Here is a 25,917-nt window from a genome sequence, read left to right on the forward strand (position 1 = left end):
GATAAAGCAGGTCTACGTCCCATGGATCGCGAACACACCCCTAAAAGTCGAAAAGCTCGCCAAGAAAGCTTTCGCGCTTTTTGCGCGGGCGTTCCTCATAGCGATCATCGCGCCGATCAGGGCGGCGGCTGTCACCACCACCAGCACCCATGGAACGCTCAATGATTTTATCCAGCTCACCTCGGTCCAGCCAGACACCGCGGCAGTCGGGGCAGTAATCAATCTCTACGCCGCTACGATCCGAGATCACGAGTGTGGCACCGTCAATGGGACATTTCATTAGGTTATCCTTCCAAAATTGTGCACTATAAATATGCGCGACGGCCTGCAATTCAATGGATGCGGCGGAAGGCCGCGCAGGTTTCCGATTGGCAACATCAATGTCGTAAAAAACGAAACAAGCGCCGGATTTAAACCGCTTTCAGTGTTGCGAAGATCCCAAGACCGATCTATTCGCACAGGTGGGACACCCTTCCCCAACGAAGGGCGCATATCTGTGAGGATACCACTGATGGTTATTTCGAAACCGGCAACGCGGCCGGCTAATCCGCGTTTTTCTTCTGGCCCTTGTGCCAAACCCCCCGTCTGGAAATTGGATGCACTGCGCGATGCCCCTTTGGGCCGTTCGCACCGTGCGGCTGTTGGCAAGGCAAAACTGGCCGAGGCGATTGATCTGACCCGCGAAATTTTGGGTGTGCCTGCCGACTATCGCATCGGCATTGTGCCTGCCTCTGATACCGGCGCGTTTGAGATGGCGATGTGGTCGCTTTTGGGTGAACGCCCGGCCCAGATGGTCGCATGGGAAAGCTTTGGCGCGGGTTGGGTCACGGACGTGGTCAAGCAACTGAAAATCGACGCGGCTGTGCACACGGCTGAGTATGGCGAGATCGTCGATATGGCAGCGTTGAACTATGACAATGACGTTTGCTTTACTTGGAATGGCACGACATCCGGCGTGCGGGTCGTATCGGGCGATGTAATCCCCAGCGACCGCGCTGGTCTGACGCTCTGCGATGCAACCTCTGCCGCCTTTGCGCAGGATCTGCCATGGGACAAGCTGGATGTGACGACCTTTTCTTGGCAGAAAGTCATGGGCGGTGAAGCGGCCCACGGCATGCTGATCTTGTCACCCCGCGCGGTGGAACGTTTGGAAAACTACACCCCAGGATGGCCGCTGCCGAAAATCTTTCGCCTGACCAAAGGTGGCAAACTGATCGAAGGTATCTTCCGCGGTGAAACGATCAACACGCCGTCCATGCTGGCGGTCGAGGATTATCTTGTTGCCCTGAAATGGGGTCGCTCTATCGGCGGTCTGGATGCGCTGATGCACCGGGCGAACGCGAATGCGCGTGCGATCTGGAATTTCTGCGCTGATAAACCGTGGATCGCAAACCTTGCGGTTGATCCGGCCACGCGGTCGAACACATCCGTCTGCCTGAAATTCACCGATGACCGTATCAGCGATGGTGCTGCCTTCGCCAAGGCCGTCGCCAAGCGGCTTGAGGTTGAAGGCATCGCCCTTGATATCGGCGCTTATCGCGACGCCCCCGCTGGCCTGCGCATCTGGTGTGGTGCCACGGTTGAGACGTCCGACATTGAGGCCATGTTGCCATGGCTGGAATGGGCGTTTGAGGCCGAAATCAACGCATAACGTGGGTTTCACCCACCTGACGATCTTTCAAAAGGAGCGGCAAAATGGCCCCCAAAGTACTTATCTCTGACAAACTCTCACCCGCAGCCGTGCAGATCTTCAAAGATCGCGGCATCGATGTGGATTTCCAGCCTGACCTTGGCAAAGACAAGGCAAAACTGCTTGAAGTGATTGGGCAATACGACGGGCTTGCGATCCGGTCCGCGACCAAAGCGACTGAGAAAATCATTGCCGCCGCCGAAAACCTCAAGGTCATTGGCCGTGCGGGGATCGGGGTGGATAACGTCGATATCCCCGCTGCCTCCAAGAAGGGGATCATCGTGATGAACACGCCCTTCGGGAATTCAATCACGACCGCAGAACACGCGATTTCCATGATGATGGCGGTTGCGCGCCAAATCCCAGAAGCAAACGCATCCACCCACGCAGGCAAATGGGAAAAGTCCCGCTTTATGGGTGTGGAACTGACAGGCAAAACGCTGGGTGTGATCGGTGCGGGGAATATCGGGTCTATCGTGATCGACCGCGCACAGGGCCTAAAAATGAAAGTTGTGGCTTATGACCCCTTCCTGTCAGAAGAGCGCGCTGTTGATATCGGCGTTGAGAAGGTGGAGTTGGATGAGCTGTTGGGGCGTGCTGATTTTATCACCATGCACGTGCCGCTGACTGATCAAACAAAGAACATCCTGTCCGAAGAAAATATCGCTAAGCTGAAGAAAGGCGTGCGCATCGTGAACTGCGCGCGTGGCGGTCTGGTGGATGAGGCGGCCTTGGCAGAGGCGCTGAAATCCGGTCACGTTGCAGGCGCGGCATTCGATGTTTTCGCGGTTGAGCCTGCCACCGAAAGCCCGCTGTTCAACTTGCCAAACGTGGTTGTCACGCCACACCTTGGTGCGGCCACGACCGAGGCGCAGGAAAACGTCGCCTTGCAAGTGGCCGAACAGATGTCGGACTACCTGCTGACAGGTGCGGTGCAGAACGCCCTGAACATGCCGTCTGTCACCGCAGAAGAAGCCAAGGTCATGGGCCCCTGGATCAAGCTGACCGGGCATCTGGGCAACTTCACCGGGCAGATGACGGATGAACCGATCAAGGCGATCAATATCCTGTTTGACGGCGAAGCCAGCGAGATGAACCTCAAGGCGCTAACAGCAGCGACCATCGCAGGGATCATGACCAAGGCGAACCCGGATACCAACATGGTGAGCGCCCCGGTGATTGCCAAAGAACGCGGGATCAAAGTCTCAACCACCAAGCAGGACCAATCAGGTGCGTTTGAAGGCTATGTAAAAGTGACCGTTGTCACCGAAAAGCGCGAACGCTCGGTCGCGGGTACGGTTTTTAGCGATGGCAAACCACGGTTCATCCAGATCAAAGGCATCAATATTGATGCCGAAATTGGTGAACATATGGTCTACACCACAAACGAAGATCGTCCGGGTGTCATCGGCACCTTGGGCACGACATTGGGGGCCAACAACGTGAATATCGCGAACTTTACGCTTGGCAGGTCCGAGGCCAAAGGCGAGGCGATTGCGCTGCTTTATGTTGACGAACCTATTCCAGCGCAAGCGATCGAAGCTTTGGAAACAACCGGGCTGTTCCAACAGGTCAAGCCGCTGACGTTCAACGTCTGACCGGCGCATGAAACCCGTTTACGCGATTGGTGATATTCACGGCCAGAAAGAGATGCTTGATCAGGCGCTTGCCCTGATCGTTGCAGATGGTGGTCCTGATGCACAAATCGTGTTTTTGGGCGATTACACTGATCGCGGCCCGGACAGCCGGGCCGTGATCAACACGCTGATTGCAGGTCGGGACGCGGGGCGCGATTGGGTATTCATCAAGGGCAATCACGACCGGTTGTTCACGAACTTCGTAAAGCACGGGATCGAACATGATACCCATGTAAAGTCAGGCATCAGCTGGCTCAACCCACGACTGGGTGGCAGCATGACGTTAGCATCCTATGGGCTGGAAGGGGTGATGCACTTTGCCCACCGCAGCGGCACAGAGCCTGAAGTACTGGACTATTTCGAAGGGCCGACCGGCCAGATTGATAAGGATGCGTTGCAAGCCATGGCACGCAGTGCCGTTCCAGAAGTGCATGTTGATTTTCTGAAAAACCTGCCACTTTGGTATCAAACGGATGATTTGTTTTTCGTACACGCTGGCCTGCGCCCCGGTCTGCCGCTTGCCTTTCAGGACCCAGAAGATCTGATCTGGATACGCGAACCTTTTCTGGGCAGTCGCGCGGATTTTGGCAGGCTGGTCGTTCACGGTCATACTGCCCTTGACCACCCGCAGCATTTCGGCAACCGCGTCGATCTGGATGGTGGCGCGGGTTATGGCAACCCGCTGATCCCTGCGGTGTTTGAAGGCCGCGATTGTTGGCTGCTGACGGATCAGGGGCGCGTGCCGCTTACCCCTTAATCCCTGCGAATGACCCCGGTCACCGCAGCGGCACCGATTGCGGTGACAATCCAGCCAAGGGCAATCAACCACCACCGCGCCCACCACAGCCACCACCCCCATGGGCCGCGTGTGGTCGAGGGGGCCCATGCCGCCTCTTGTCCCAGTGACACAATCGGCACTACAAGATCGACGGCATAAGAGACCGCATTGAAGGTTTCATAGTCACGCCCAGCTGTCAGGACAGGCGTTCCATCCGGTGCCAGCATGTATTTGTCTGACCAGACCTTGGCGGGGTTCTGAATGTTGGGATCAGTTGCCAGCATCTGCCAGCTTTCCGACATTAAAACAGGTCCAGCCGTTGGCGCAAAATCGCCCTCTTCCCAAGACCGATCAGCCAGGAACCAGCCAATAAAGACCAGCGTAAGCAGCATATAGAAACTGCGCTCTGGTTTGTGCCCATAGCCCACAACCAAGCCAAACACCCGATCCGCAATCAAACTGCCCGCATTGCGCCAACCGACGCGAATGCCATGCCAGCGCTGTTCGTCCCGGAACTGCTTTTGCGCAAGCTTCAATGTCAGTGCACCAACGGCCAAGCGGCTTTCATCTGCGGGATGCAGCATAGCCAATCGCGCCACGTGCGGATCAGCGGGGCGACGCTTTTGCAGCGTCTCAATCTCGGCTTGTCGTTCGTCTGGTGGCATAAGACTGGCTTCGCGTAACGACATCCGCCAGTCCCGTTCACGTCGCCACCGCGCGCGTGAGGCTTTGCGCTGCTCTTTTTCCTTGGCGACCATAATCGCGCGCGCATCAGACCGATGGCCGGTCTCGCGCAACAGCTTGGCCAGTTGCTCATAAGGTTGCGGGTAGAATTCCCGCTGCGATATCGCCCCCATTTTTAGCCACGCCAGCCTGTCCGGTACATTGATCCCGCCATGCAACACGTCATAAATGAACCCGCTCAGGTAAAGCCGTTCACACAACGCCCAGCTTTCTGGATCATCCCAAAGGTCGCCAACATGCGCTGAGGTTAAATCAACTGCGCCAACCACATCCTTCATCCGCCGCCAAATGAACCCTTCGCGCACGATCAAGCGTTGCGCATTCAGCGCATACCCATCAGCGTTTCGCATCACAGCGTGACTGCAATCCAGCACACCGCTGATTTCTGCGCCCATAAAGCTGACTTCGCCATCGGTGGCCGCATAGCGCAAGAACGCGTCACCACGCACCTGCGTGCTTTGGGCGTTCAGCGCATGACCGCCCGGATTATGAAATGCGCCACCGATAGCCACCAGTTGACCCCCGATTTGCGCACCCAACAAACTGACCTGCCCAGAGGCGGTGGTCCCTTCCAAAAGCACGCTACTGGCGACTTTCATGCCCTGCGCTTTAAAGGCCGAGGCTTCGGGGTTGCGCAAGATGGCTTGCGTACACGACAGATGCCCTTTGATATCACTGCCAGACAGCGACACTTTCCCGTCAATCCGACTGCCGTTCAGCGTCACGTTGCCACTGATCTGAATACGCGCCGCATTTATCCCATCGGTCATCGTACAACCGACAATCGTCAGTCCATCAGCCTGCAATTGCACCATCTGCGCACGTTCTGCAAAGTGACAGTTGAAAAAATCCACCGGTCCACGGGCCTGCGTAAAGCTTAGATCCAGCTTGCCGCCAATCCATGCGCCATTCACCGTAATGCCCGATGGCTGGGTGCGAAAATCATTGCATCCGCCAAGGATCAGATACCGCAAAAGGGCGGATCGGATCAGTACACCAGGCGCTTTGAGGTTCGGTACGGTCTGGCCGACCCGCGCCGTTGTTCCCGTTTGCGCGCTTTCCAGCAAAACCAGTTCAGCGGGGGTCAGCAGGTCATTGTCGCGCAACTGGACGACTTGCGCCCAGCGCGTGATCAAATGCAGGTCTTCATAATTCATACACTCACGCTAGGGCGCTGTGGGAACGCTCGCAATGGTTTTCGCCCTTTTGCCCCCGCCTGAACTGCCGTAGACCATTGCAATGCCGATTAAATTCACCAGCCTCGACGCAATCCTTAACCACGGGTTTGACACCGTGATAGACGTGCGATCGCCTGCTGAATTTGCGCAAGATCACGTGCCCGGTGCCATTAACCTGCCGGCCCTGTCGAATGAACAGCGGGCCAAGGTCGGCACGATCTACAAACAAATCAGCCCTTTTGATGGGCGCAAGATTGGCGCGGGCATGGTGATCCGCAACGTGGCTGACCATATCGATGGCCCATTGATGGAAAAGGACGGCGCATGGCGTCCTTTGGTCTATTGCTGGCGTGGTGGCCAACGTTCTGGCGTGTTTTCGACGCTGTTGTCCGAAATTGGCTGGCGCGCTGATACGGTAAAGGGCGGCTACACGGCATTTCGGCGGCTGGTAAAGGCGAACCTTTATGATGACCCGTTGAAGCATCGTCTTATCTTGCTTGATGGCTACACCGGCACCGCCAAAACCGAAATTCTACCTCGGCTTGCGACCCGCGGCGTGCAGGTGATTGATCTTGAAGGTTTGGCTGGTCACCGCGGATCACTTTTGGGAAAAATGCCTGGTGGGCAACCTTCGCAGAAAGCGTTTGAAACCGGTCTTGCCTTGGCCCTGAGTAAGCTTGATCCGGCGCGGCCAGTCGTCGTTGAGGCCGAAAGCAGCAAGATTGGGCGCATTGTGATCCCTGCGTCTGTGTGGGTCGCGATGCTTGCAGCGCCTCGTATTGTCATTCAAGCACCAAAGGCCGCACGCGCGGCCTATCTGGCCACCGCATATCGCGACGTGATCGAAGACCCAGCGGTTGTTGCCGAAAAACTAGCGCCGCTGCGCCGTTTGCGTGGCCATGCGATCGTAGACCGCTGGATTGCATTATCGCAAGAAGGTGCTTTGGTGGACCTGTCACAGGCCTTGATGGTTGATCACTATGACCCGGCCTATGCCAAATCGCGCCGCATTGATGAACGCGAGGTGCTGACAGAGGTCGCGGTTGAAACGCTGGATAATGATGGGCAGGAACGTGCGGCGGACGGGATTGCCGCCGCAGTTAACGCGTTTTGATGTTCGAACCTTCGGTTATTTCGCCAATCACGGCAGCGCTATAGCCTTCATCGTGCAGTTTTTGCAGCGCGGTATCAGCCGATCGCGCAGACACAGCTGCCAAAAGCCCGCCCGCCGTCTGCGGATCGAATAGCAAGTCCATGCTGGCACCACTGATCTGCCCGGCCCCAATACGGTTGTCTTCAAATAGTGTTGAACGCACGCCAGCGGTTGCAAGGGCCTGCGCCCCGTCCATCAGCGGGATCGCATCCAAATCCAGCACGGCACCAACGCCCGAAGCATCGCAAATACCCCGCAAATGTCCTGCCAGACCAAACCCCGTAATATCAGTCATCGCGTGGGCGTTGCCTAGAATGGTTGAAGCTTTGGCCTGATCCTGCACCATATGCGCCAGACATCGGATCACGTCAGCACCATTGGCTTTGCCTGCCATCTCAGCCGCCATGATCGTACCACTGCCGATGGGTTTTGTGACGATCAGCTTATCGCCCGGTTTTGCCCCGGACAGGGTGATCGGTTTCTTGGTCAGTCCCGTTACAGTAAAACCAATGGTCAATTCATCCCCCAAGGACGAATGCCCGCCGATGATCCTGCCACCAGCCTTGGCAAAGATCTCTGACGCGGTCGCCATAATTTCAGTCATTGTTCGCTCTTGCAGCTCTACCGACATGCGCGGCAGGATCAGGCTTGCGGTTGCGGCCTGCGGTTTAGCCCCCATCGCCCAGATATCGCCCAGCGCATGAACCGCTGCAATCTGTGTCATTAGGACTGGATCATTAGTCAGCGCGCGCAGGTGGTCCGTGCTCATCACCTGACCGGGCTGTACCACTGCTGCGTCATCACCAAATTGATCGGCCAGAACGGTTTGCAGCGCTGCACGGCCCACCTTGGCCCCGCACCCCCCGCACATCGGCTTGTCGCCCAGCGCCTCTTTCACCCCAAGCGCGACAGTGCGCGGCAATTTGGGGGCCGCCATGGGTTTGAGCGTATCAAACTGATCCATGAATTTGCGGTCAATATAGTCTTTCAACGTCCACAGTATTGGCCCTGCATGGGCTGTACCGAATTTTTCGGCCAGCGCAGTCTTTGACCCCAATGATACCAGCTTAAGATAGTCGCGTTGTGGCTTGTACGGGCGCAACGTACCACCGGACAAAGCGGCGCGCAGATTATCAAACAGCACCGGCGCTTGGCGCACGGCATAAACCCCGGCCTTTGGCCTTGGATCATGGGGCATATGCGCGCAGTCACCTACGGCGAAAACCTCTGACGCGCTTGATTGCAGGTTTGCATCGACGGTGATGAAACCTTCATGCAGTTCCAGACCAATCTCAGCCACCCAATCATGCGGTTTGGCACCGGCCGCCCCGGTCGTAAAATCACTGCGGATGGTGCGGCCATCGCGTAGCACCACACCTTCTGCGAAAATCTCGGTGACTTCGGCATATTCGATGATTTCGATATTGCTGGCAGTCAGCGCAGCAAGCATCTTTTGCCTTGCTTTATAGCCAAGCGCGGTCAGAACGCGACTGCGGTCGATCAAGCGCACGGTTGGTTGTTTGTCGCGCAAGGAATGTGCCATCGCCATGGCAAGTTCGGCGCCGGCCACGCCACCACCGATAATTGCGATCTGCGGTGCATCGGCCTGTGCGCGAAAGGTATCCCAACGGCTGGCAAAGGTGCCTAACGGCTTGGCCGGGATCGCATGAGTGGTGAACCCCGGCAGGTCCGGCATGGCTGACGTGATGCCGATATCGACCGCCGCCACATCATAGGCTACCGGCGGACGACCCGCGACATGGATCGTGCGTGCGTCTTCATCAATGCCAGTCGCATAACCGTTGATGATCCGCGCGCCGGCAAACCGCGCGAGTTTCACCAGATCAATATCCAGATCATCCCGCGTGTAGTGCCCTGCAACAAATCCTGGCAGCATCCCCGAATAAGGTGCTGTTGGCCCGGGGTTGATCACCGTCACACGCACCCCCGGCAACGGGTTCATCCCCCAACTGCGCAAGACCAGCGCATGGGTATGACCGCCGCCGATCAGGACAAGGTCACGGGTGAGTGGTAAGCTGTTCATGACGCTGTTGTAGCGGGCGTGTGGTTAAGGGGAAAGCCACTGTCCTTGCCAATGACGGGCACGTGAGAAACTGACACGGCGGTGATCTGCACCAAGATGCACCGCGTCGATGGTGATTAAGGTACAGTCAAGCACAGCAAAAGTCGCAGGATCAGGGTCTTTGACATAGTCCAATCCAGTTTCAATCGGTGTGCCGGGCGGCGGGGTCACCCCATAGGACTGTTGCGCATGATCTGGGATCTTGTCCCACAACGCACGGGTCTTTGCGCCTGAATTGATCGACACCTCGGCCTGCAACCGGATTTGCAGGTCTTGTTTGGCATCCCAGATATGCAGTGCGGCGCGCGGGGTCGCATGCAAGCTCTTGATTTTGTCGGAATAAAGATCGGTATGCACTGTCACGACCCCCGCTTCGCGATCAGCGGTGCGCAACACGACTGTCCGCGCCTCTGGCCAGCCATCGGGTGATATGGTTGCGAAGGTTGGCCTGCGTGCCGGGTGTTTGGCATCAGCGACACCGCGCCCCAATGTTCCCCAAACCTTGGCAAGGATACCGTCAGCGGTTTCAAACCATTCACTCATAGCCTGTCATCTCCAAATACCCGATGCCCTGATGGCTGCCGATGACCGTCACCGGTCCTTCCCAATAGGGTACGCTGGTTGTCATCCAGGCATCTTCGTTGATCGCATCTACCTTCACGTCCACACCGCGCACCGGCAGTTCAACACGCCAGCGTACCGGTACATCATCATCGTTCAGCGCCAGCGGCGTCGCGGTAAGCGCGCCATCGGTATAAGCGGTCGTCACACCGTCGGGGGTGATCCACGTCGCGGAGGTAAAGTTGTTTCCGTCGGTCTGCTGTAGCCGGAAGCCCATCATCTTGTTGCCATCGTCAAACGACAGCGAAAACCAATCCCACCCGGTTTGATTATCCGCCAAAGGCTGCGATGACCATTCACGGTCCAGCCATGCATTCCCCGTCACGGCAATATCACCTTCGGGCAATTGCAACGTTCCTTCAATCGCAAAAAACGGCTGCGAATAATAATAAGACGCCTGCCCCGCCGCCGACTTCACCGAATACCCGTCATCTCCATGAAAGATCAGCGGGCCCTGCGCCGTCAGTGCCATATCGTAAGCAAAGTCAGGGGCGCTGGCCGTCATGCGCAGTGTATCCCAATCGCCTACCAGCGACCAATCATCAATCCACGCCTCAAACGGGTCGGCTGTGACACCGGCCTGTCCAATCCCGCCGCGCGCGAGCCGTTCCGCAACAAAGTGATCATCAGGCGTTGTCACCGCCGCATGCCCCATCCAAAGTTGGGGTGCGGTCCAGCCTTCGCCAGCCTCTGGCGCAAGGGCAGATCGAAACAGCGTCCATTGCAACCCATAAGGTGTGCCATCAGCCGCAGTCAGGTTCGCTGTCAGATACCACCATTCGATGCGATAGTCGGGGTGTGCGCCGTGATCCGTCGGGAAATCAAATTGCGGGTCAGGTTGCGGAACGGAAAAACCGTCCGCATCAGTGCCAAGACCTGCAAACCCTTGGGCGAAAGCGGCGATGGGCAAGAACAGTGCCAGCATGAAAACTTTAACGTTCATTCGAAAACACCTTCAGCAAATCCGCAGGCGGGGTTCGGGCCAAACGCCGCGCAGGCCAAAGCGCTGCAATGGCCGCTGCCAACAGCGCAAAAAGACCCAGCCGCGCATAATCCATCGGGAAAAGATACATCGGTAACTGCCACCCAAAGGCGGCAACATTCACCACCGCCAGCAACGCCCATGCCAGCGCCAGGCCCAAAGGCAGCGCCACCACAGCCGTTAACAGCGCCAGCATGACTGCGCGCACCAGTTCCAGTCTCCCTATCTGGCTACGTGTCATCCCCATTGCCCAGGCCGGGGCCAGTTGCGGGATGCGCATTGTGGCAAGGGTCAGCAAGCTCATCAATATTGCAAATCCTGCGACAGCAAGTGTCAGGATATTCAAGGCGGTGGTCACCGTGAAGGTCCGCTCAAAGATCGACAACGAGATCGCTTTGATGCTTGCCTGGTTCACAGCCTGCGTCGCGCGGATGCCTGTTGTAGCCTCCAAATCGGTCAGAAAATCAGGGACGGCAACTGGGTCCATCCGCAAGCCAAAATTCTGCGGGATGATGGCAGGATACAGCGTCGCAAAAACACCCTCACCAATCACGGCTTGCCCAATTGGATTGCCATAATCGCCGTAGACGCCGGCAATTTGAAATGACGTGCCCTGCAGCACGATTGCGTCACCCACATTCAGCCCCGCCCGGCGCGACAACTGTTCGTTGATCAAAACGGTCTGTCCGCCAAAGGTGCTGTCCCAAGGCCCCGCTGCCTGCTGCAGGAAAACCCAGTTGTCGCGATAAGTGGCATGATCGCGCGCGCCGTAAACTTCGGTCGGTTGACCTGCGACCTCCGTATCGGCGCTTTGGATGGGTAGGATGATATCGGTGCGCGGTGTAGCAAAAGCGACCAGCGCCGCGGACTGTGCTTCATTTTCAGTTCGAATATAGAGTTCTGACGCAAGACGCTGATCAAGAAAATCAGTGAAGGTCAGCCGAAAGCTGGACACCATCGTCGACACGCCAACATTGGCTGACATGGCCAGTAGCAAAGCCATCAGGGCCAATGACAGCCCGGGCAATTGCTGGCGCGTGTCTGCCCAGAACCACTGCGCCGTCACCGACGTGGCGATCTTGCTGCTGGCGGCCAAAATCCGATCCAGAATAAGTGGCAGCGCCAGTGCCGCCCCGATCAAAAGAGACGCCAGCAGGGTAAAACCCCCGATCAGACCATTCGCCGTGAACATCATGACACCAGCAACACACAAAAGGATCGCGGCAAACACCCCTTGAACCACGGCCTGCCTGCCAGCCGCCATGGCAAGCGCGCGCGGTTGTGCTGCCGCCAGCAACGGCATCTTGCTTATTTGATACAGCGCGCCGCTGGCCGCAATCGCCGTACCCCCCAGCGCAATAGCCAGACCTGACAACCACCACGACGGGCGTAACTGCAACGTACCGGACACATCTGCCCCGTAAAGACCGCGCAGCGTGGCCGCCACATCAGGCAACAAAAGCGCCGCGATACCATAGCCCAGCGCCACGCCAATCACCCCTGCGATCAGGGCGAATATCATCAGCTCCGCCCCCATCAGGATGACCACGTTCCGCAGCGGCAACCCCAAGGCGCGCAGGGTACGCACAACAGGTCGTCGCTGCTCAAACGCCAAACCGATGGCGCCATTCACAATAAAGATGCCCACCGCAAATGACAGTAACCCAAAGGCTGTAAGGTTAAGGTGAAAACTATCCGTCAGCCGCCCAATATCGCTGCCACCTTGCGCAGGTTGTAAAGTAAGATCAGGTGCAACAGCGGCGAGGTCTGCGCGGCCTTTCGGCTGCCCCGGCAGCACGATAAGACTGTCGATCTGGCCCAGTTTGCCCAGCAGGCGTTGTGCAACACCGATATCGGTAACAGCCGTCCCCGGCGCTGCCTCTGGCGTAAGGATCACGTTCAGATCGGGCAATGCCAACGCGGTCTCTGCATTGGCGAAAAGCTGGCCTTCACCTGACAGGAATTCCGTGATGTCGCCGCCTTGTACAGGGTCGACCGGGCCGATGCCACCCGGTGCTGTCAGCGGCTCAACCCCCACAACGCGCACGCCGTCCAAGCGCCCTTGCACCACCGGACTGACCAACCAGCCCGCGCGGCGCAACGCGACATAGGTTTCTTGCGGCATCGGTTGCCCATCGCGGCGCACCAGCCGGTCATATTGTCCTTCGCCCAATGTGGCTGCCGCTGCATCATAGCTCGCGCGCGCCTCGGCATTGACGGCCTGCACACCGGACCACAGCGCTGTCGCCAGCGCCAATCCGGCCAGCAGTGTGAAAAGCTGCAAGGGATTGCGCCACCAATGGGACAAAAGCGCCTGTAAGGTGGCCCGTGTCATGCCACCTGCCCGGCGCGCAGATGCAAACGGCGTGACATGCGGCCAGCCAGTTCGGTCGAATGGGTGACTATTAACAAACCGGCACCGGTCTCAGACACAAGCTCCAGCATCAGGTCAAGAACGGCGGCGGCGGTTGCCTCATCCAGATTACCGGTGGGTTCATCCGCCAGTACAAGGCGTGGTTTTGGCGCCAGAGTGCGCGCGATGGCAACGCGCTGTTGTTGGCCGCCTGACAGCTGCTCTGGGTATTTGTTCAAATGCGGTGTCAGGCCCATGCGTTCAGCCAATGTGGCGTCCCATAAGGGATCATACCGATCGGCCAAACGCGCCTGAAAGGCAATGTTGTCCGAAACCCGCAAGCTGGGGATCAGATTGAATTGTTGAAAGACAACGCCAACAGTGCCCCGACGCAACGCAGCGCGACCATTGTCGTCAAGGGTTGTAATATCCAGTTCGCCCAGATGAATATGCCCTTGATCCGGCGTATCCAACCCACCGATCAAATGCAGCAATGTGCTTTTCCCGCTTCCGGATTCGCCCGTTAGCGCAAGCGTTTCGCCGGCGTCCAATGTCAGATCGACACCGCGCAGCACCGCGAACGGGCCGTCCGCGGTTTGATAGGTTTTGTGAATATTCTGAACAGTCAGCAGCATGTTTTTCATTTCCTCGGACAGAGGTAACACGCGCAATGCAGAAGGAAACGCCCCTTGCGGCGTTTCGTCCCCAAGACGGGCGATTTGCGTACCTACGGGTTCAGACGTTGGTTGCAATCAGTTCAATACGGTTGCCGACAGGATCAGCCGTAAAGAAGCGTTTTACGTCCGCTAAGGCAGTGTCCCATTTTATCGGATAACCCGCCTTAGCCAATCGACGCGCCAATGCGTCAAGATCATGAGCGATAAATGCAGGATGCGCTTTGGTCGCCGGATGAAAATCCGGATCAACACCAAAGTGACATTCCAGCGAAGCCGCACGCGCCCAGAAACCACCGCGCCCTTGTAAGGCAGCGGGTTTGGCCTGCTCTGTCATGCCCAATAAATCACAGTAGAACGCAAGCATCTGGTCTTCTGCCCCTGCGGGCAGTGCCAGTTGAACATGATCCAATCCAACAATCATTCGTCATCTTTTCGGTTCTTACGCTGCCCGCCACTATAGCGCACAAGCAACCAGACAACGGCAATAAATACAGCGACAACCACCATCGGGTTGCCCCCAGTCAAGTCTAATAGCATGACCACCTCTTAAATGTATACGATAGTATACTATTTAGGAATAATGAGGGATATTTCAAGGTTTGCCGCCACGTTTCCCTGTCTATTTACGCATGCTGCGGTACGATCAAAGCGAAAATGACAAAAGGATCCGACATGACCGATATCGTAATTCTGGGTGGTGCACGCACTGCGATTGGCACTTTTGGTGGATCATTGGCAGGCACCTCTCCTATTGAGTTGGGGACTATTGCTGCAAAGGCGGCGCTTGAACGCTCTGGCGTTGAAGGTGCACAGGTTGGGCACGTGGCGATGGGCCATGTTATCAACACCGAACCCAAGGACATGTATGTCAGCCGGGTGGCAGCCATGAATGCTGGCATTTCAGAAACGACGCCCGCAATGAACGTCAACCGCCTGTGCGGGTCCGGTGTGCAGGCGATCGTCTCAGTCGCGCAATCCTTGATGCTGGGCGATGCGGCCTTCGGTCTTGCGGGTGGGTCCGAAAACATGAGCCGCTCACCCTATATTATCTCGGATCAGCGCTGGGGCGCGAAAATGGGCGATGTTCGCACACAAGACATGATGCTGGGCGCGCTGAACTGTCCTTTTGGCACAGGGCATATGGGTGTAACGGCGGAAAATGTTGCGGGCGAACATGATATCAGCCGCGCCGATCAAGATGCCTTTGCGCTGCAAAGCCAGCAACGTGCGGCGGCGGCGATGGAAGCAGGGTATTTCGACAGTCAGATCATACCAGTGCCGGTCAAAAAGCGCCGCGAGATGGTGGATTTTGTGACGGACGAACACCCCAAAGCGACAACGCTAGAGGCGCTTTCTGGCTTGCGTCCTGTTTTCCAAAAGGACGGATCGGTGACCGCTGGCAACGCGTCTGGCCTGAACGATGGTGCGGCAGCGATTGTACTGGCAACAGCTGAGGCGGCTGAAACGGCCGGATTGACACCCAAGTTTCGTATCCTCGGCTATGCCCATGCAGGGGTCCGCCCAGAGGTGATGGGCATTGGCCCCGTTCCTGCGGTTGCGAACCTGTTGGTTAAAACCAAACTGACCGTTGATGATTTTGATGTGATTGAATCAAACGAAGCCTTCGCATCCCAAGCGCTTGCTGTGTCAAAGAAACTGGGCTTTGATCCGGCCCGCGTAAACCCCAATGGCGGGGCCATCGCATTGGGCCACCCGGTGGGCGCGACAGGGGCGATCATCACCGTCAAGGCGATGTACGAACTGGAACGGACTGGCGGCAAACGCGCCCTGATCACCATGTGCATCGGCGGCGGCCAAGGCATCGCGCTGGCGATTGAGCGGATTTAACGCAGGGCTGGCACTTGCGGTTGGTGGAACGTCATGCTTCTAACGCGTAACCGCATTAACAGAGATGTATCTGCTGTGACCGCACGCCCCACCCTTCGCCATGTTGTATTCTTCAGTGCCAAGGACAAGGCGGATATTCCGGCTATCGTCGAAGGCTTGCAACTGCTCTCAGCCATTCCGCATAGCACTGTGTTTGAAGTGCGCCAAAACAATCACCGCGATGCGCTGTCATCTGAGGTTGATGTGATCGTGTACGCCGAATTTGATAGCGCAGAGGCATTGTCAGCCTATAAAGCTGATCCGCTTTATGAGGCATCTATCAAAGCTGTGCGTCCGCTGCGCGACATGCGGATTGCCGCAGATTTTTAGGATATCATCCATCTGTTGATGGCAGCGGATACAACCGCTGACTGCACCTGTTGCGGCCAAGACACGTCGATCAATGATTTTCTGCAAAACAGGCATACTAAGCGATAAACCGCTCGCTTTTTTGCTGGCCGCCACCAATACTCAGATCATTGGGGCGACTTCACTGTACCAGCCAGAGAGTACTGAAAATGCCACGAATACCAAGAATACTCACGTTATTATCTTTTGTCTTCGCGACGCTGCCAGCGGTAGTCACAGCACAGGAAAAACCCGTCTACGATCAGGTGGTCGAGATTTTGGCATCTGAACGCGGAACGTTGCGTCGTTGGGCCTATCCACCCAAGCTGACCGTTATTCACACCGGCGATCCGCATCGCGATCAGATCAGCCGCATGGTGGACATGGTGCATGCGCAGGTCCCCGACTTTCCAGGCATCGGCGCGGTTGAGTTCTTTGACCTGACCCAATTCAACCGGCGGCTGGCGGGCAACACGCAATTCCGCATGCCTATCGTTGATTTCGATGGGATCGAAGGGTCGATTGTTCGTGCCCTCTTTGCGGGCGAAGAAGAAGAACAGGACCTGTCAGTCACCGGCAGTATCTTTATTTTTCTTACAGGGTTGGAGGACGGCATCACCTTTGGCGCCCTGACCCAAAGCACCAAGCGCCTTAGCCGCCAGTTTGCTGAAGGCGGAGATATGCGATGCTACTTCAATGTCATGTCAAAGAATGATGAACTGCGGGCCGGTTTCATTTTCATCAACATGGATGATGCGCTGACGCCCGTGTCAGAATGCCTTTATGAGGAATTCATGCAAACGCTAGGCTTGCTGAACGATTCACAAGATTCGTCGCTGTTTACGTTCGATAACACTGGCATCACACGCGAAGACCGCGATCCTGATTTCCAGCTGTTGCGCGCGCTTTACAGCCAGGACGTGACACCGGGTGATAAGGCACAAACAGCCGCAGATATTTTCATGAACATGCAGACTAACATGCTGGTCGGTGTCGTGGCCCAGCCTTAGTTGGCGGCCGGATAATCCCGTACGAAAACCCATTTGTCACCTTCAGAAAGGTCGGGATCATAAGCGTAGCCGCCCGAGGTGAAGCCTTTGATCCCGTCCGCGTCAGTTACCCGGTTTTCGACCATAAAGCGTGCCATAGCACCCCGTGCACGTTTGGCAAAAAAGCTGACGATGCGTGGTTTGTCGTCCTTCACCTCCACAAAGACAGGCGTGATGACCCGCAGCTTCAGCGCCTTGGTATCCGCCGCACCAAAGTATTCCTGACTGGCGCAGTTAATCAGCGTATCGGCACCCACCGCCTCGGCCTGTGCATTCAGCGCCTTTGCAATCGTGTCGCCCCAGTATTCATAAAGCGATTTGCCCCGACGCGTTTTCAGACGGCTGCCCATTTCCAACCGGTACGGTTGAATCGCATCTAGTGGGCGGAGCAAACCATAAAGGCCGGACAGAATGCGCAAGTGGTCTTGCGCCCATGCCAGATCATCCTCGGTCAGCGTTTTGGCCTCTAGCCCCTGATAAGTGTCACCGTTGAAGGCCAAAGCCGCAGGTTTCGTCGCATCCGCATCAGGCGATGCCGCAAAGGCGTTGAACCGGTCGCGGTTCAGGCGCGCAAGATCGTCCGAGATGCTCATCAAACCTTTTAGTTCCGTCAACGTCAGGTTCTTGGCTGTTTTCGACAGGCGCACCGCATCATCCTGAAAATCAGGGGCAGTGGCAGTCACATCAACCGGGTCCATGTCGAGGGATTTGGCAGGGGAAACGACAACGAGCATTTGGGTATCCTTTCGGGTCTTGCCGAAGATGTAACATGGCAGCGGCGTTGACCACCCCTTTGACCTGCGGCATGTCTTTGGCAAAGAAGGACAAGCTGATGAAGTTATGTCGGATCAAAACAAGCGATGGGATCAAGCCAGCGGCAGTCGATCAGGAAGGTCTGCTGCGTGATCTGTCGGGGCATGTAGCCGACATTGACAGTGCTGCCATCACACCTGACGGTTTGCGACATCTTGCAGGTCTTGATCTGAATACTTTGCCCGAAATCAAAGGTGATCATGCACCATTCCTAAGCGATGTGCGGCGTGTCTTTTGCATCGGCCTCAATTACTATGACCACGCTGCGGAAATGTGTATGCCGATCCCGGAACATCCCATCTTGTTCATGAAGGCTTGTGATGTGACCGGTCCGACAGACCCCATCGTCATTCCAAAATGGGCAGAAAAGACCGACTGGGAGGTCGAGCTGGGTATTGCTATCGGCAACCGTGCGCTGCATGTCGCCGAAGCGGATGCGATGAACCATATCGCCGGGTATTTTGTGGCAAACGATGTATCAGAGCGGCATTTCCAGACAGAGCTTGGTGGCCAATGGGTCAAAGGCAAATCCGCAGATAGCTTTGCCCCCATCGGCCCCTATCTGGCGACCAAGGATGAGGTTGCTGATCCACAAAACCTGACCATGTGGCTGGATGTGAATGGCAAGCGGATGCAAACTGGTTCAACAAAAACCATGATTTTCAGCGTTGCCCATATTGTTGCGCACGTCAGCCAGTTTATCACCCTTCACCCCGGCGATCTGATCCTGACCGGCACACCCCCCGGTGTAGGTGGCGGGCAAAAACCACCGCGTTTCTTAAAAGCAGGGGATGTTGTGACGGCTGAAATCGAAGGATTGGGTGCGATGCGACAAGAGGTTGTCGCCTTCGCGGACTAGTTCAGTTGGACCTGCAATGGGTACTGACCATCCTCGAACGGACCAAACAGATCATCCAGATCAGGGTGATCAACAGGTTCGCCCGAATAGTCGGCGACAAGGTTTTGTTCAGACACATAAGCTACATAAAAGCTCTGATCGTTCTCGGCCAGAAGGTGGTAGAACGGCTGGTCTTTCTTAGGGCGGCTGTCTTCGGGAATAGCGTTATACCACTCATCCGTGTTCGAAAACATGGCGTCCACATCAAACACCACACCCCGGAAAGGATGCTTACGGTGGCGCACAACTTGGCCCAAATGATATTTCGCGCGTGTTTTGAACATGGTCTTCCTAGCTATGCTCTTTATATGTCTGCTGCGGGTGCAAAGTCCATTGTTTGCACTCAAAATTGAAGGAAACAGTCTGTGGAACTTGCCTTGACAGTGCTGAACATCACCGCGCCGGTGTTTCTTTTGGCGGCTGTGGGGTTCGTTTGGGTGAAGCTGGGGTTCGAATACCGGGTCGAGTTTGTGACCCGCATGGCGATGACCCTTGCAGTGCCTTGCCTGATCTTTGTAGCGCTGATGAATATCGAGGTAGCGCCAGAGGCGGTTGCCGCGCTGACGCTTGCGTCTTTTGTGGCCTACGCCCTTGTTATGATTGGCTGTTTCATCGTAATAAAACTGGCCAAGCTGGACAGCCAGACATACCTTGCACCGCTGATTTTCGGCAATACCGGCAATCTGGGATTGCCACTGGCGTTGTTTGCCTTTGGTGAGGTCGGGCTGGGATACGCCGTTGTTGTCTTTGCGGTCATGGCGATTTTATCGTTCACAATCGGTATCTGGATGGTTGCTGGCGCGGGATCACTGAAACGTGTTGTGCAAGAACCTCTTGTCGGGGCCACTTTGCTGGGGGCGTTGTTTCTGTGGCAGGGGTGGGAAACACCTGCATTCCTGACCAACGCGATTGAACTGATCGGCCAGATGGCGATTCCGATGATGCTGATCACACTTGGCGTTGCGGTGGCGCGACTGCAAACAAAGGCGATGACCCAAGCCGTGATCTTATCGGTGGTGAAGGTCGCGATTTGTGGCGCGGCAGGTTGGGCTGCAGCCACATGGTTTGGCCTTGATCCGGTTGCGGCAGGTGTTTTGATCTTGCAGGTAGCGACCCCTGTCGCGGTGACATCTTACCTTTTGGCCGAAAAATACGGGGCTGACGCACAGCCGGTAGCAGGCCTTGTTGTCGCCTCCACCCTGCTGTCCGTGCTCATTTTACCGCTGATTCTTGCAATTGTGATCTGATTGCTGCGCGAGAGGGATTCCCAGACGCCGCCCGACACGCTATGCTAAAAGAAAACAACGAAAAGCGAGAGGCAGATGAGCAGTTTCTTTCGCGCCATGGCATGTGTGATGCTACTCGCAAGTTGCAGCGGTGGATCGAGAGAATTCTCGGCACCACGCAATCTTGACGATGCATGCAGTATCGTGTCCGAGCGCCCAGAGTACCTTCGTGCATTCCAGGCAGTGGAACGCAAATACGGCGTGCCAGTGCCGTCGCTGATGGCGATTATCTATCAGGAAAGCAAATTTATCGGCAACAACCGCACACCCCAACGGTATGCTTTGGGTGTGATCCCGGTGGGGCGTCAGTCATCCGCCTTTGGCTATAGCCAAGCGCTGGACGGCACATGGGCAGAGTATCAGGACGGGCCCGGCGGCAGCCGCGCGCGCCGCGATGATATCTTTGATGCCACCGATTTTATGGGCTGGTATATGGTGCAGACCGTCGCCGAAACCGGTGTCCCCATCAACGACACCCGTAATCAATACCTCGCCTATCATGACGGACGCACCGGGTTTAAGCGCGGTACATGGCGCGCGAAAAGCTGGCTGGTGCGGATCGCAGGTGAAGTTGAAGGGCGCGCTGTGATGTATGATCAGCAGTTGCGGGCCTGCCGAAGACGGTAAAAAAAACGGGGCGGCCTGCACAGGACCGCCCCATTTAATGTCTTTTTATCTGTTTAGTTGCCGCGATTGCGCATCTCTGCGCGGATATTGAACAGGATATCGCGGATCACACTGCCCGCGATCAGGTCGTTCAAAATCACGGTTGTCTCGGCCCCGAATTCATCCGTCACAATCCATTGGCGCAACTCAACCGGGTTGGCGGTGAACACCATCTGAATGCTGCCATAGTTGGGGTTATCGGGGTCCTGCGCCGTCACCGTCGTGGTTGTACCGTCAGATACAACGTTCGTGACCATATCTTCGCGCTCTAGGTTGACGTTTTCCTGCAAGATGATGCTGAGCGGTGTCTGGTTCAACGGATACCGTTCAGGTCCTGTGTTGGATCTGGCATCAAAGATCGCCAACTGGCCACCACTGGCCAAAACCAATGAATCAGATGGCGCGTTATATTCAAACCGAATACGCCCCGGACGTTTAATGTAAATCTGACCAGTGCTTAGCGTGCCATCCGCGTTGATCTGCGTAAAGCCGCCCTGTGCTGTCTGCAACTGGTTCAAATAGGCCGAAATTTGCCCCAGACTAAGCTGCTGGGCCGAAGCCGCGCTCGCATAAAGTGTCAATGCGACAGCGGCGATGATGGATAGGAAACGTTTGCTCATGTGTCTTACCTATGTGTCTGGGTGACGAAATGCACCCTTTGGATAGGCGTGACAACAGCATGTGAACGGCTGTTAAGCGATATCATGCCACTTGATTTGCGATAGCGGAAATGCGGTCAACGCAGCCAAACCTCAATCCGGGTGTATTCCGATCCGGCCACCTGACCATCCACGCATGTGGCCGGGGAAACGTTACCAAAGCCATAGGACGATACGGTATAACCACCTGACGCGATAGTGCTGGCCGCGACGCGTTCGAACAGCGTTTCAAACGCATTGGCGGCTGCAACTGACGCGTCAATGGCTGCAGTGCTGCCTGCCGTGCTTTGGCCGAAACCCACAAAAACAACCTCACGGCCGTTGTTTGCATTGTCTTCCAGCAAATCAATCAGGTCGATCATTGAGGCACGGTTCCATGCACCCTCTGGGCCGCTGGCGACACCACCTGTCATTGTGGGCGACAGCCGTTCGGCATCGAACAGCACTTGAAACATCTCGGCGGCAGCGGCGCGTTGTGCCTCATCAAAAGAGGCCTCTAGCAAACCACTAAGCCGCGCGTTTTTCTTACCGCTGTCCATCATTATGGCGCTGTGATTGATGAAGCCTTCGTTCTCAAGCAGGCCCTGTGCAACGTCCGAGGATGCAAAGTCAAAAACGTCAGCGATAAGCGTAGTGGTGGCCCGTGTGCCGTAGGTCGCCATGACCGGGCGCACCAAAGGATAGTCACCTGAGATAATATTGAACGGGGTCGGCGCGACAGAGATACCGCAGGCCCCAACGATATCGACGACCAGATCCTCGTTTGCGATACCTGTTGTCACAACGCTCACGCTGCCCGGGAATTGATTGATTGAGGCCGAAACGCCCGCCTCATCAGACATCGTCAGAACATTACCGGCAATGTCCTTGCCCGCAGGATCCATAACCAAACGCTGAACCTCTGCCCCGATCCGGGAATTTGGCGGCAGCTGAAGCGGCAACACATTGACGTCAGCGCCCCCAATCTGAGACCAGTTCGTGATTTCACCTGCAAAAATACGCGCCACATCATTCAATGAGATTTCCGAAATACCCGCGTTGGGCGCAACAATGACGGAGAACGCGTTCAAGCCCAGCATCTGATGTGTCAGACTGGTGCCAAATGCCCATGCTGCCGGCGTATTATACTCTGCCGGGGCTGTGCCATTCAGCGACACAGCACCAATGATGATGTTGGCTGTGGCATCACGCGCGCTTAGCGAAAGCGACGCGGTCTGGCCAGAGCTGCTGTCTTCCATGACCAATTCACCGACCGATGTCAGATCAACACTGGTGGCAGACGCATTGGTGACAGCATAAGCCCCGGTGATTGTGCGGTGCAACGCAGCATAATCTGGTGCTGCAAACCCAATGGTAAATGCGTCAGACGCACCTGGTGTTGCCTCAACCACCGTGTCAGAGGCATCGACACCCTGAAAAGAGCTTGCTGTTAATCCAAAGTTGTTGGACGCGATAATGTCACCGCATCCGTCACCAAAACAAATCACCTCAGAGGCTGGGACAGCCACCACACCAACCGATGTTTCGACCTGAACCATCACACCGTTATAGCCAACGATCTGACCTTCCACATTGATGAAATTGTCACTTGAGCGTAACTCAACCGCCTGTGCAAAAAGCGCAAACGGTGCGACGGAACACAACAAAGTTGTACAAATTCTTGAAATCATTTTGCTTAAGGGCTCCGGACATTCGTCAAGGTATTATTGGATGTTGGTAACAAGATGAGAACACTAAATACTGGCAAAACTAGGGAAATTATGGCCTTACGCGCCTAATTGTGCAGTTTCTCGCAACAATCAAACGGCCCTTTTTTGTTGGGCCCTGCATTCTGTTCAAGCGTTGCGCGCACATCGTATTCCATAGTGTTGACACATTGTGACGATGACATGCAGCACCTATGACCACAACCCGATGTACTTTGTAAAACAAGAGATTCTAGGTCAAATTTCTGCGACCTGCGGCGCGATACGACGCCAATCAATGAAGGGTTGATACTGGGCTGCGCCGATACCTCAAACTGCGCCCTATTATGAACGTCACACATCTAAAACGATCACGGGTTCGTATGAAGATATGCACCACGGAGACACCCATTATGCGCCTGATCCTTGCCGCCGCCTTTGCCTTGCTTGCCGCCTGTACAGGCAAACCATCCCTTGATGATCCCAGCCTGAGCGATCGCAAACTGAACCTTGAAGAGTTTTTTGACGGCGATTTAGTCGCCTATGGCCAGTTTCAGGATGTTCTGGGCACCGTGCGCCGTAGTTTTGTAGTGACCATCACCGGGGACTGGGACGGGGAGCGTCTGAGACTGGTTGAAGATTTTGTTTACGAGGATGGATCGACAGAGCAACGTATCTGGACGCTGACCAAGACCGGACCGGATAGCTGGGTTGGCACTGCCCCCGGCGTGATCGGACAGGCCACGGGGATTGAGCAAGGCGATCGCTTCAACTGGAAATACGAAATTGACCTGCCCGTGCCCTCCGCCAACGGCGAGACGGAAACGCTACGCGTGACTTTTGACGACTGGATGTGGCTGCTGGCCGATGATCGGTTGCTGAACCTTGCCTATGTAAAAAGGTTTGGGTTGGATATCGGGACTGTCACGATTTCATTCGAGAAAGAGTGACACCTTAGTCCGGCACATTATCTATCCCCGACCCACCCCAAGGGTGGCAGCGCAGGATGCGACGTATGGTCAGATAGCTGCCTTTAATCGCCCCGTGCTTTTCCAACGCCTCTAACGAATAGGCCGAACAGGTTGGGTGATAGCGACAACTCATGCCCACCCAAGGCGACAGCACCAAGCGGTAGGCCCGGACGGGAATTGACACGATGTAGGCAAGCGGGGTCATCCGTGGACCTTTTTCATGGCGCGGCGCATATCGGCGATCAGTTGATCAAAAGGTAGGGTCGCGGTGATGTCTTTGCGACCCACCAGCACGTAATCCCAACCATCAAGGCCCATTTCAGGCAGAACGATGCGCGCGACCTCGCGCAAGCGCCGCTTGGCACGGTTGCGGGCCACGGCGTTGCCGACTTTCTTGGAACAGGTGAAACCAACACGGATCCCCGCAGCCTCGCCCTCAGCGCGTTTGCGGCCTTGCAGGTGAATACCGGGGGTGCCTTGGCGGCGGGCGTTTGATGCGCGCACAAAGTCGGCGCGCTTGGTCAATACGCAAACAGAAACCGCCGGAGTGCCTGTCAAAGGCCCACCCGGCGGTTTCAAATCGGTCAAAACGGCTGGTGCGCTTACGCGCTCAGCTTCGCGCGGCCTTTGGCGCGGCGATTGTTCAGGATCTTGCGACCAGCCTTTGTGGCCATACGTGCGCGAAATCCGTGACGGTTCTTGCGAACCCGGTTCGATGGTTGGAACGTGCGCTTCATAGCGTGCTCTCCGGTTTATGGCCAAACCCGATCAAAGGATTCGAAGCCGAACTACAATTCAAGCCCGTCGTTTAGAGGGGGTCGCTATCCATGTCAACGCGCCTGACGCAGTGAAACTGCAACAATTGGCATATTTCGATCACGTCAAATGTTACAGTCTTCACGGACCCACCCTGCAAAACTGAAACATCAGGGGTGCTTTGCATCAATGGGCCGTGAAGTGGGTATCGCTGTGGGCTGCTTGCGTTCATCTAACCTGCAACCAATAAGACACCCATAGGACCCGAGAGATGACCGATATGACCGAAGCCCCTGCCAACCCGCTACTTAAAAAGCTCCCTCTGATCATTATCGGTATTGTTGCCGCGCTGGGTGCGTTTTTCCTGCGCGATTACCTGACGTTCGAGGCTTTGGCCGAAAACCGCGAAGCCCTGCTCGGCTTTCGTGACGCCAATTACCTGCTGACCGTTTTTGTGTTTATTGCAGCTTATGTCGTGATTGTTGCCTTCTCCCTTCCCGGGGCGACAATCGCCACGCTGACCGGTGGTTTTCTTTTCGCCACCTTCCCCGGCGCGCTGTTTAACATCACCGCAGCGACGATCGGTGCCACCGCGATTTTCCTCGCGGCCCGTTGGGGATTTGGTGAAAGCCTTGGCAAAAAGCTGGAAGGGTCGGAAGGGTCCGTCAAGAAGATCAAGGATGGGATTAATCAAAACCAATGGTCGATGCTGTTTCTGATCCGGCTTGTGCCTGCGGTACCATTCTTTCTGGCCAATCTGATTCCGTCGTTCCTAAGCGTGCCGCTGCATCGCTTTGTCATCTCAACCTTCCTCGGGATTATCCCGGGCACAGTCGTCTACACATCTGTTGGCGCTGGCTTGGGCGAGGTTTTCGCCCGTGGTGAGACACCGAACCTTGGCATCATCTTTGAGCCACAAATCATCTTCCCCATCATCGGCTTGTGTGTACTTGCCGCTCTGCCCATCGCGATCAACGCCATTCGCGGCAAGAAAGGCCTGTAA

Annotated in this window: 27 protein-coding genes; 12 read left to right on the forward strand and 15 right to left on the reverse strand. The window is 56.1% G+C overall.

What is annotated here, in order from left to right:
* Positions 1-40 precede the first annotated feature (40 nt).
* On the reverse strand, positions 41-280 hold the full coding sequence (locus RCCS2_RS18085) for a TFIIB-type zinc ribbon-containing protein (RefSeq protein WP_083791134.1): 240 nt from the start codon (positions 278-280) through the stop codon (positions 41-43).
* A gap of 231 nt (positions 281-511) precedes the next feature.
* On the opposite strand from RCCS2_RS18085, the gene RCCS2_RS03650 reads away from it, so the two are divergent.
* Genes RCCS2_RS03650 through RCCS2_RS03660 form a run of 3 tightly spaced genes read left to right on the forward strand, consistent with a single transcriptional unit; the run spans position 512 to position 4,084 of the window.
* Positions 512-1,651, forward strand: a complete 1,140-nt coding sequence (locus RCCS2_RS03650) for a phosphoserine transaminase (RefSeq protein WP_037293148.1) — start codon at positions 512-514, stop codon at positions 1,649-1,651.
* 44 nt (positions 1,652-1,695) lie between these two features.
* Entirely contained in the window at positions 1,696-3,288 is a 1,593-nt protein-coding gene (gene serA / locus RCCS2_RS03655) for a phosphoglycerate dehydrogenase (protein ID WP_008231426.1), read from the forward strand.
* Between the two features lie 7 nt (positions 3,289-3,295).
* Complete coding sequence (locus tag RCCS2_RS03660; RefSeq protein ID WP_008231429.1) at positions 3,296-4,084, forward strand: metallophosphoesterase family protein; 789 nt, start codon at positions 3,296-3,298, stop codon at positions 4,082-4,084.
* On the opposite strand, the gene RCCS2_RS03665 is transcribed toward RCCS2_RS03660, so the two are convergent.
* Positions 4,081-6,006: a hypothetical protein gene (locus RCCS2_RS03665; RefSeq protein WP_008231431.1), complete on the reverse strand. Its 1,926-nt coding sequence runs from the start codon at positions 6,004-6,006 to the stop codon at positions 4,081-4,083. The genes RCCS2_RS03660 and RCCS2_RS03665 overlap by 4 nt on opposite strands.
* An 82-nt stretch (positions 6,007-6,088) precedes the next feature.
* Between RCCS2_RS03665 and mnmH the strand changes: the two genes are divergently transcribed.
* A complete protein-coding gene (mnmH, locus tag RCCS2_RS03670; protein WP_008231432.1) occupies positions 6,089-7,141 on the forward strand; it encodes a tRNA 2-selenouridine(34) synthase MnmH in 1,053 nt (350 codons plus the stop codon).
* Here the strand turns inward: mnmH and selD are convergent.
* The 6 genes from selD to RCCS2_RS03700 form a co-directional block, all read right to left on the reverse strand.
* Positions 7,128-9,224, reverse strand: coding sequence for a selenide, water dikinase SelD (gene selD, locus RCCS2_RS03675; protein ID WP_008231433.1), 2,097 nt, complete (start codon positions 9,222-9,224; stop codon positions 7,128-7,130). The two genes, mnmH and selD, sit on opposite strands and share 14 nt — an antisense overlap.
* A gap of 24 nt (positions 9,225-9,248) precedes the next feature.
* A complete protein-coding gene (locus RCCS2_RS03680; protein WP_008231434.1) occupies positions 9,249-9,806 on the reverse strand; it encodes a pyridoxamine 5'-phosphate oxidase family protein in 558 nt (185 codons plus the stop codon).
* Positions 9,799-10,827: a lipocalin-like domain-containing protein gene (locus RCCS2_RS03685; protein WP_008231435.1), complete on the reverse strand. Its 1,029-nt coding sequence runs from the start codon at positions 10,825-10,827 to the stop codon at positions 9,799-9,801. Before RCCS2_RS03685 ends, RCCS2_RS03680 begins: the two co-directional genes overlap by 8 nt.
* Positions 10,817-13,201, reverse strand: coding sequence for an ABC transporter permease (locus RCCS2_RS03690; RefSeq protein WP_008231436.1), 2,385 nt, complete (start codon positions 13,199-13,201; stop codon positions 10,817-10,819). Before RCCS2_RS03690 ends, RCCS2_RS03685 begins: the two co-directional genes overlap by 11 nt.
* A complete protein-coding gene (locus tag RCCS2_RS03695; protein WP_037293152.1) occupies positions 13,198-13,854 on the reverse strand; it encodes an ABC transporter ATP-binding protein in 657 nt (218 codons plus the stop codon). The genes RCCS2_RS03690 and RCCS2_RS03695 overlap by 4 nt, the downstream gene beginning before the upstream one ends.
* 100 nt (positions 13,855-13,954) lie before the next feature.
* Positions 13,955-14,317 (reverse strand): VOC family protein, encoded by a 363-nt coding sequence (locus RCCS2_RS03700; protein WP_008231438.1) that lies wholly within the window; start codon positions 14,315-14,317, stop codon positions 13,955-13,957.
* Between the two features lie 251 nt (positions 14,318-14,568).
* Between RCCS2_RS03700 and RCCS2_RS03705 the strand changes: the two genes are divergently transcribed.
* The 3 genes from RCCS2_RS03705 (at position 14,569) to RCCS2_RS03715 (ending at position 17,141) form a co-directional block, all read left to right on the forward strand.
* Positions 14,569-15,744, forward strand: coding sequence for an acetyl-CoA C-acyltransferase family protein (locus RCCS2_RS03705; protein WP_198007001.1), 1,176 nt, complete (start codon positions 14,569-14,571; stop codon positions 15,742-15,744).
* Positions 15,745-15,777: 33 nt separating this feature from the next.
* The gene (locus RCCS2_RS03710) at positions 15,778-16,113 is read left to right on the forward strand and encodes a Dabb family protein (protein WP_008231441.1); all 336 of its coding nucleotides are present in this window, start codon (positions 15,778-15,780) and stop codon (positions 16,111-16,113) included.
* Positions 16,114-16,301: 188 nt separating this feature from the next.
* Positions 16,302-17,141, forward strand: coding sequence for a DUF2927 domain-containing protein (locus RCCS2_RS03715; RefSeq protein WP_083791135.1), 840 nt, complete (start codon positions 16,302-16,304; stop codon positions 17,139-17,141).
* Here RCCS2_RS03715 and yaaA read toward each other — a convergent pair.
* On the reverse strand, positions 17,138-17,914 hold the full coding sequence (gene yaaA / locus RCCS2_RS03720) for a peroxide stress protein YaaA (RefSeq protein WP_037293154.1): 777 nt from the start codon (positions 17,912-17,914) through the stop codon (positions 17,138-17,140). The genes RCCS2_RS03715 and yaaA overlap by 4 nt on opposite strands.
* Positions 17,915-18,012: 98 nt before the next feature.
* Between yaaA and RCCS2_RS03725 the strand changes: the two genes are divergently transcribed.
* The gene (locus tag RCCS2_RS03725) at positions 18,013-18,852 is read left to right on the forward strand and encodes a fumarylacetoacetate hydrolase family protein (RefSeq protein ID WP_037293481.1); all 840 of its coding nucleotides are present in this window, start codon (positions 18,013-18,015) and stop codon (positions 18,850-18,852) included.
* Here RCCS2_RS03725 and hspQ read toward each other — a convergent pair.
* Positions 18,849-19,175 carry a heat shock protein HspQ gene (gene hspQ, locus RCCS2_RS03730; RefSeq protein WP_008231445.1) on the reverse strand — a complete coding sequence of 109 codons (327 nt, stop codon included), beginning with the start codon at positions 19,173-19,175 and terminating at the stop codon, positions 18,849-18,851. The genes RCCS2_RS03725 and hspQ overlap by 4 nt on opposite strands.
* 81 nt (positions 19,176-19,256) lie before the next feature.
* Here hspQ and RCCS2_RS03735 point away from each other — a divergent pair, with 81 nt between their 5' ends.
* Positions 19,257-20,138: an AEC family transporter gene (locus RCCS2_RS03735; RefSeq protein ID WP_008231446.1), complete on the forward strand. Its 882-nt coding sequence runs from the start codon at positions 19,257-19,259 to the stop codon at positions 20,136-20,138.
* Positions 20,139-20,213: 75 nt separating this feature from the next.
* The gene (locus RCCS2_RS03740) at positions 20,214-20,804 is read left to right on the forward strand and encodes a transglycosylase SLT domain-containing protein (RefSeq protein ID WP_008231448.1); all 591 of its coding nucleotides are present in this window, start codon (positions 20,214-20,216) and stop codon (positions 20,802-20,804) included.
* A 53-nt stretch (positions 20,805-20,857) separates the two neighbouring features.
* On the opposite strand, the gene RCCS2_RS03745 is transcribed toward RCCS2_RS03740, so the two are convergent.
* Both RCCS2_RS03745 and RCCS2_RS03750 read right to left on the reverse strand, forming a co-directional pair.
* Complete coding sequence (locus tag RCCS2_RS03745) at positions 20,858-21,463, reverse strand: LolA family protein (protein WP_008231450.1); 606 nt, start codon at positions 21,461-21,463, stop codon at positions 20,858-20,860.
* 116 nt (positions 21,464-21,579) lie between these two features.
* Positions 21,580-23,172 carry a PstS family phosphate ABC transporter substrate-binding protein gene (locus RCCS2_RS03750; protein WP_198007002.1) on the reverse strand — a complete coding sequence of 531 codons (1,593 nt, stop codon included), beginning with the start codon at positions 23,170-23,172 and terminating at the stop codon, positions 21,580-21,582.
* A 428-nt stretch (positions 23,173-23,600) separates the two neighbouring features.
* Between RCCS2_RS03750 and RCCS2_RS03755 the strand changes: the two genes are divergently transcribed.
* Positions 23,601-24,137 (forward strand): DUF3833 family protein, encoded by a 537-nt coding sequence (locus RCCS2_RS03755; RefSeq protein ID WP_037293484.1) that lies wholly within the window; start codon positions 23,601-23,603, stop codon positions 24,135-24,137.
* A 4-nt stretch (positions 24,138-24,141) separates the two neighbouring features.
* On the opposite strand, the gene yidD is transcribed toward RCCS2_RS03755, so the two are convergent.
* Genes yidD through rpmH form a run of 3 tightly spaced genes read right to left on the reverse strand, consistent with a single transcriptional unit; the run spans position 24,142 to position 24,895 of the window.
* A complete protein-coding gene (gene yidD, locus RCCS2_RS03760) occupies positions 24,142-24,363 on the reverse strand; it encodes a membrane protein insertion efficiency factor YidD (RefSeq protein ID WP_008231454.1) in 222 nt (73 codons plus the stop codon).
* A complete protein-coding gene (gene rnpA / locus RCCS2_RS03765; RefSeq protein ID WP_050770791.1) occupies positions 24,360-24,746 on the reverse strand; it encodes a ribonuclease P protein component in 387 nt (128 codons plus the stop codon). Before rnpA ends, yidD begins: the two co-directional genes overlap by 4 nt.
* A 14-nt stretch (positions 24,747-24,760) precedes the next feature.
* On the reverse strand, positions 24,761-24,895 hold the full coding sequence (rpmH, locus tag RCCS2_RS18090) for a 50S ribosomal protein L34 (RefSeq protein ID WP_008231458.1): 135 nt from the start codon (positions 24,893-24,895) through the stop codon (positions 24,761-24,763).
* Positions 24,896-25,185: 290 nt separating this feature from the next.
* On the opposite strand from rpmH, the gene RCCS2_RS03770 reads away from it, so the two are divergent.
* Positions 25,186-25,917 carry a TVP38/TMEM64 family protein gene (locus RCCS2_RS03770; RefSeq protein ID WP_008231460.1) on the forward strand — a complete coding sequence of 244 codons (732 nt, stop codon included), beginning with the start codon at positions 25,186-25,188 and terminating at the stop codon, positions 25,915-25,917.

This window comes from Roseobacter sp. CCS2 (assembly GCF_000169435.1).
Taxonomy (GTDB): Bacteria; Pseudomonadota; Alphaproteobacteria; order Rhodobacterales; family Rhodobacteraceae; genus Yoonia.

Bases quoted from the DNA above. Each gene is read 5' to 3' on its own strand.
- rpmH (WP_008231458.1), bottom strand. From the start codon at position 24,895: ATGAAGCGCACGTTCCAACCATCGAACCGGGTTCGCAAGAACCGTCAC.
- RCCS2_RS03665 (WP_008231431.1), bottom strand. From the start codon at position 6,006: ATGAATTATGAAGACCTGCATTTGATCACGCGCTGGGCGCAAGTCGTC.
- RCCS2_RS03715 (WP_083791135.1), top strand. From the start codon at position 16,302: ATGCCACGAATACCAAGAATACTCACGTTATTATCTTTTGTCTTCGCG.
- hspQ (WP_008231445.1), bottom strand. From the start codon at position 19,175: ATGTTCAAAACACGCGCGAAATATCATTTGGGCCAAGTTGTGCGCCAC.
- RCCS2_RS03695 (WP_037293152.1), bottom strand. From the start codon at position 13,854: ATGCTGCTGACTGTTCAGAATATTCACAAAACCTATCAAACCGCGGAC.
- mnmH (WP_008231432.1), top strand. From the start codon at position 6,089: ATGCCGATTAAATTCACCAGCCTCGACGCAATCCTTAACCACGGGTTT.
- yaaA (WP_037293154.1), bottom strand. From the start codon at position 17,914: ATGCTCGTTGTCGTTTCCCCTGCCAAATCCCTCGACATGGACCCGGTT.
- RCCS2_RS03650 (WP_037293148.1), top strand. From the start codon at position 512: ATGGTTATTTCGAAACCGGCAACGCGGCCGGCTAATCCGCGTTTTTCT.
- yidD (WP_008231454.1), bottom strand. From the start codon at position 24,363: ATGACCCCGCTTGCCTACATCGTGTCAATTCCCGTCCGGGCCTACCGC.
- RCCS2_RS03660 (WP_008231429.1), top strand. From the start codon at position 3,296: ATGAAACCCGTTTACGCGATTGGTGATATTCACGGCCAGAAAGAGATG.
- RCCS2_RS03745 (WP_008231450.1), bottom strand. From the start codon at position 21,463: ATGAGCAAACGTTTCCTATCCATCATCGCCGCTGTCGCATTGACACTT.
- RCCS2_RS03690 (WP_008231436.1), bottom strand. From the start codon at position 13,201: ATGACACGGGCCACCTTACAGGCGCTTTTGTCCCATTGGTGGCGCAAT.
- RCCS2_RS03685 (WP_008231435.1), bottom strand. From the start codon at position 10,827: ATGAACGTTAAAGTTTTCATGCTGGCACTGTTCTTGCCCATCGCCGCT.
- selD (WP_008231433.1), bottom strand. From the start codon at position 9,224: ATGAACAGCTTACCACTCACCCGTGACCTTGTCCTGATCGGCGGCGGT.
- RCCS2_RS03705 (WP_198007001.1), top strand. From the start codon at position 14,569: ATGACCGATATCGTAATTCTGGGTGGTGCACGCACTGCGATTGGCACT.
- RCCS2_RS18085 (WP_083791134.1), bottom strand. From the start codon at position 280: ATGAAATGTCCCATTGACGGTGCCACACTCGTGATCTCGGATCGTAGC.
- RCCS2_RS03710 (WP_008231441.1), top strand. From the start codon at position 15,778: ATGCTTCTAACGCGTAACCGCATTAACAGAGATGTATCTGCTGTGACC.
- RCCS2_RS03750 (WP_198007002.1), bottom strand. From the start codon at position 23,172: ATGATTTCAAGAATTTGTACAACTTTGTTGTGTTCCGTCGCACCGTTT.
- serA (WP_008231426.1), top strand. From the start codon at position 1,696: ATGGCCCCCAAAGTACTTATCTCTGACAAACTCTCACCCGCAGCCGTG.
- RCCS2_RS03680 (WP_008231434.1), bottom strand. From the start codon at position 9,806: ATGAGTGAATGGTTTGAAACCGCTGACGGTATCCTTGCCAAGGTTTGG.
- RCCS2_RS03700 (WP_008231438.1), bottom strand. From the start codon at position 14,317: ATGATTGTTGGATTGGATCATGTTCAACTGGCACTGCCCGCAGGGGCA.
- RCCS2_RS03740 (WP_008231448.1), top strand. From the start codon at position 20,214: ATGAGCAGTTTCTTTCGCGCCATGGCATGTGTGATGCTACTCGCAAGT.
- RCCS2_RS03770 (WP_008231460.1), top strand. From the start codon at position 25,186: ATGACCGATATGACCGAAGCCCCTGCCAACCCGCTACTTAAAAAGCTC.
- RCCS2_RS03755 (WP_037293484.1), top strand. From the start codon at position 23,601: ATGCGCCTGATCCTTGCCGCCGCCTTTGCCTTGCTTGCCGCCTGTACA.
- RCCS2_RS03725 (WP_037293481.1), top strand. From the start codon at position 18,013: ATGAAGTTATGTCGGATCAAAACAAGCGATGGGATCAAGCCAGCGGCA.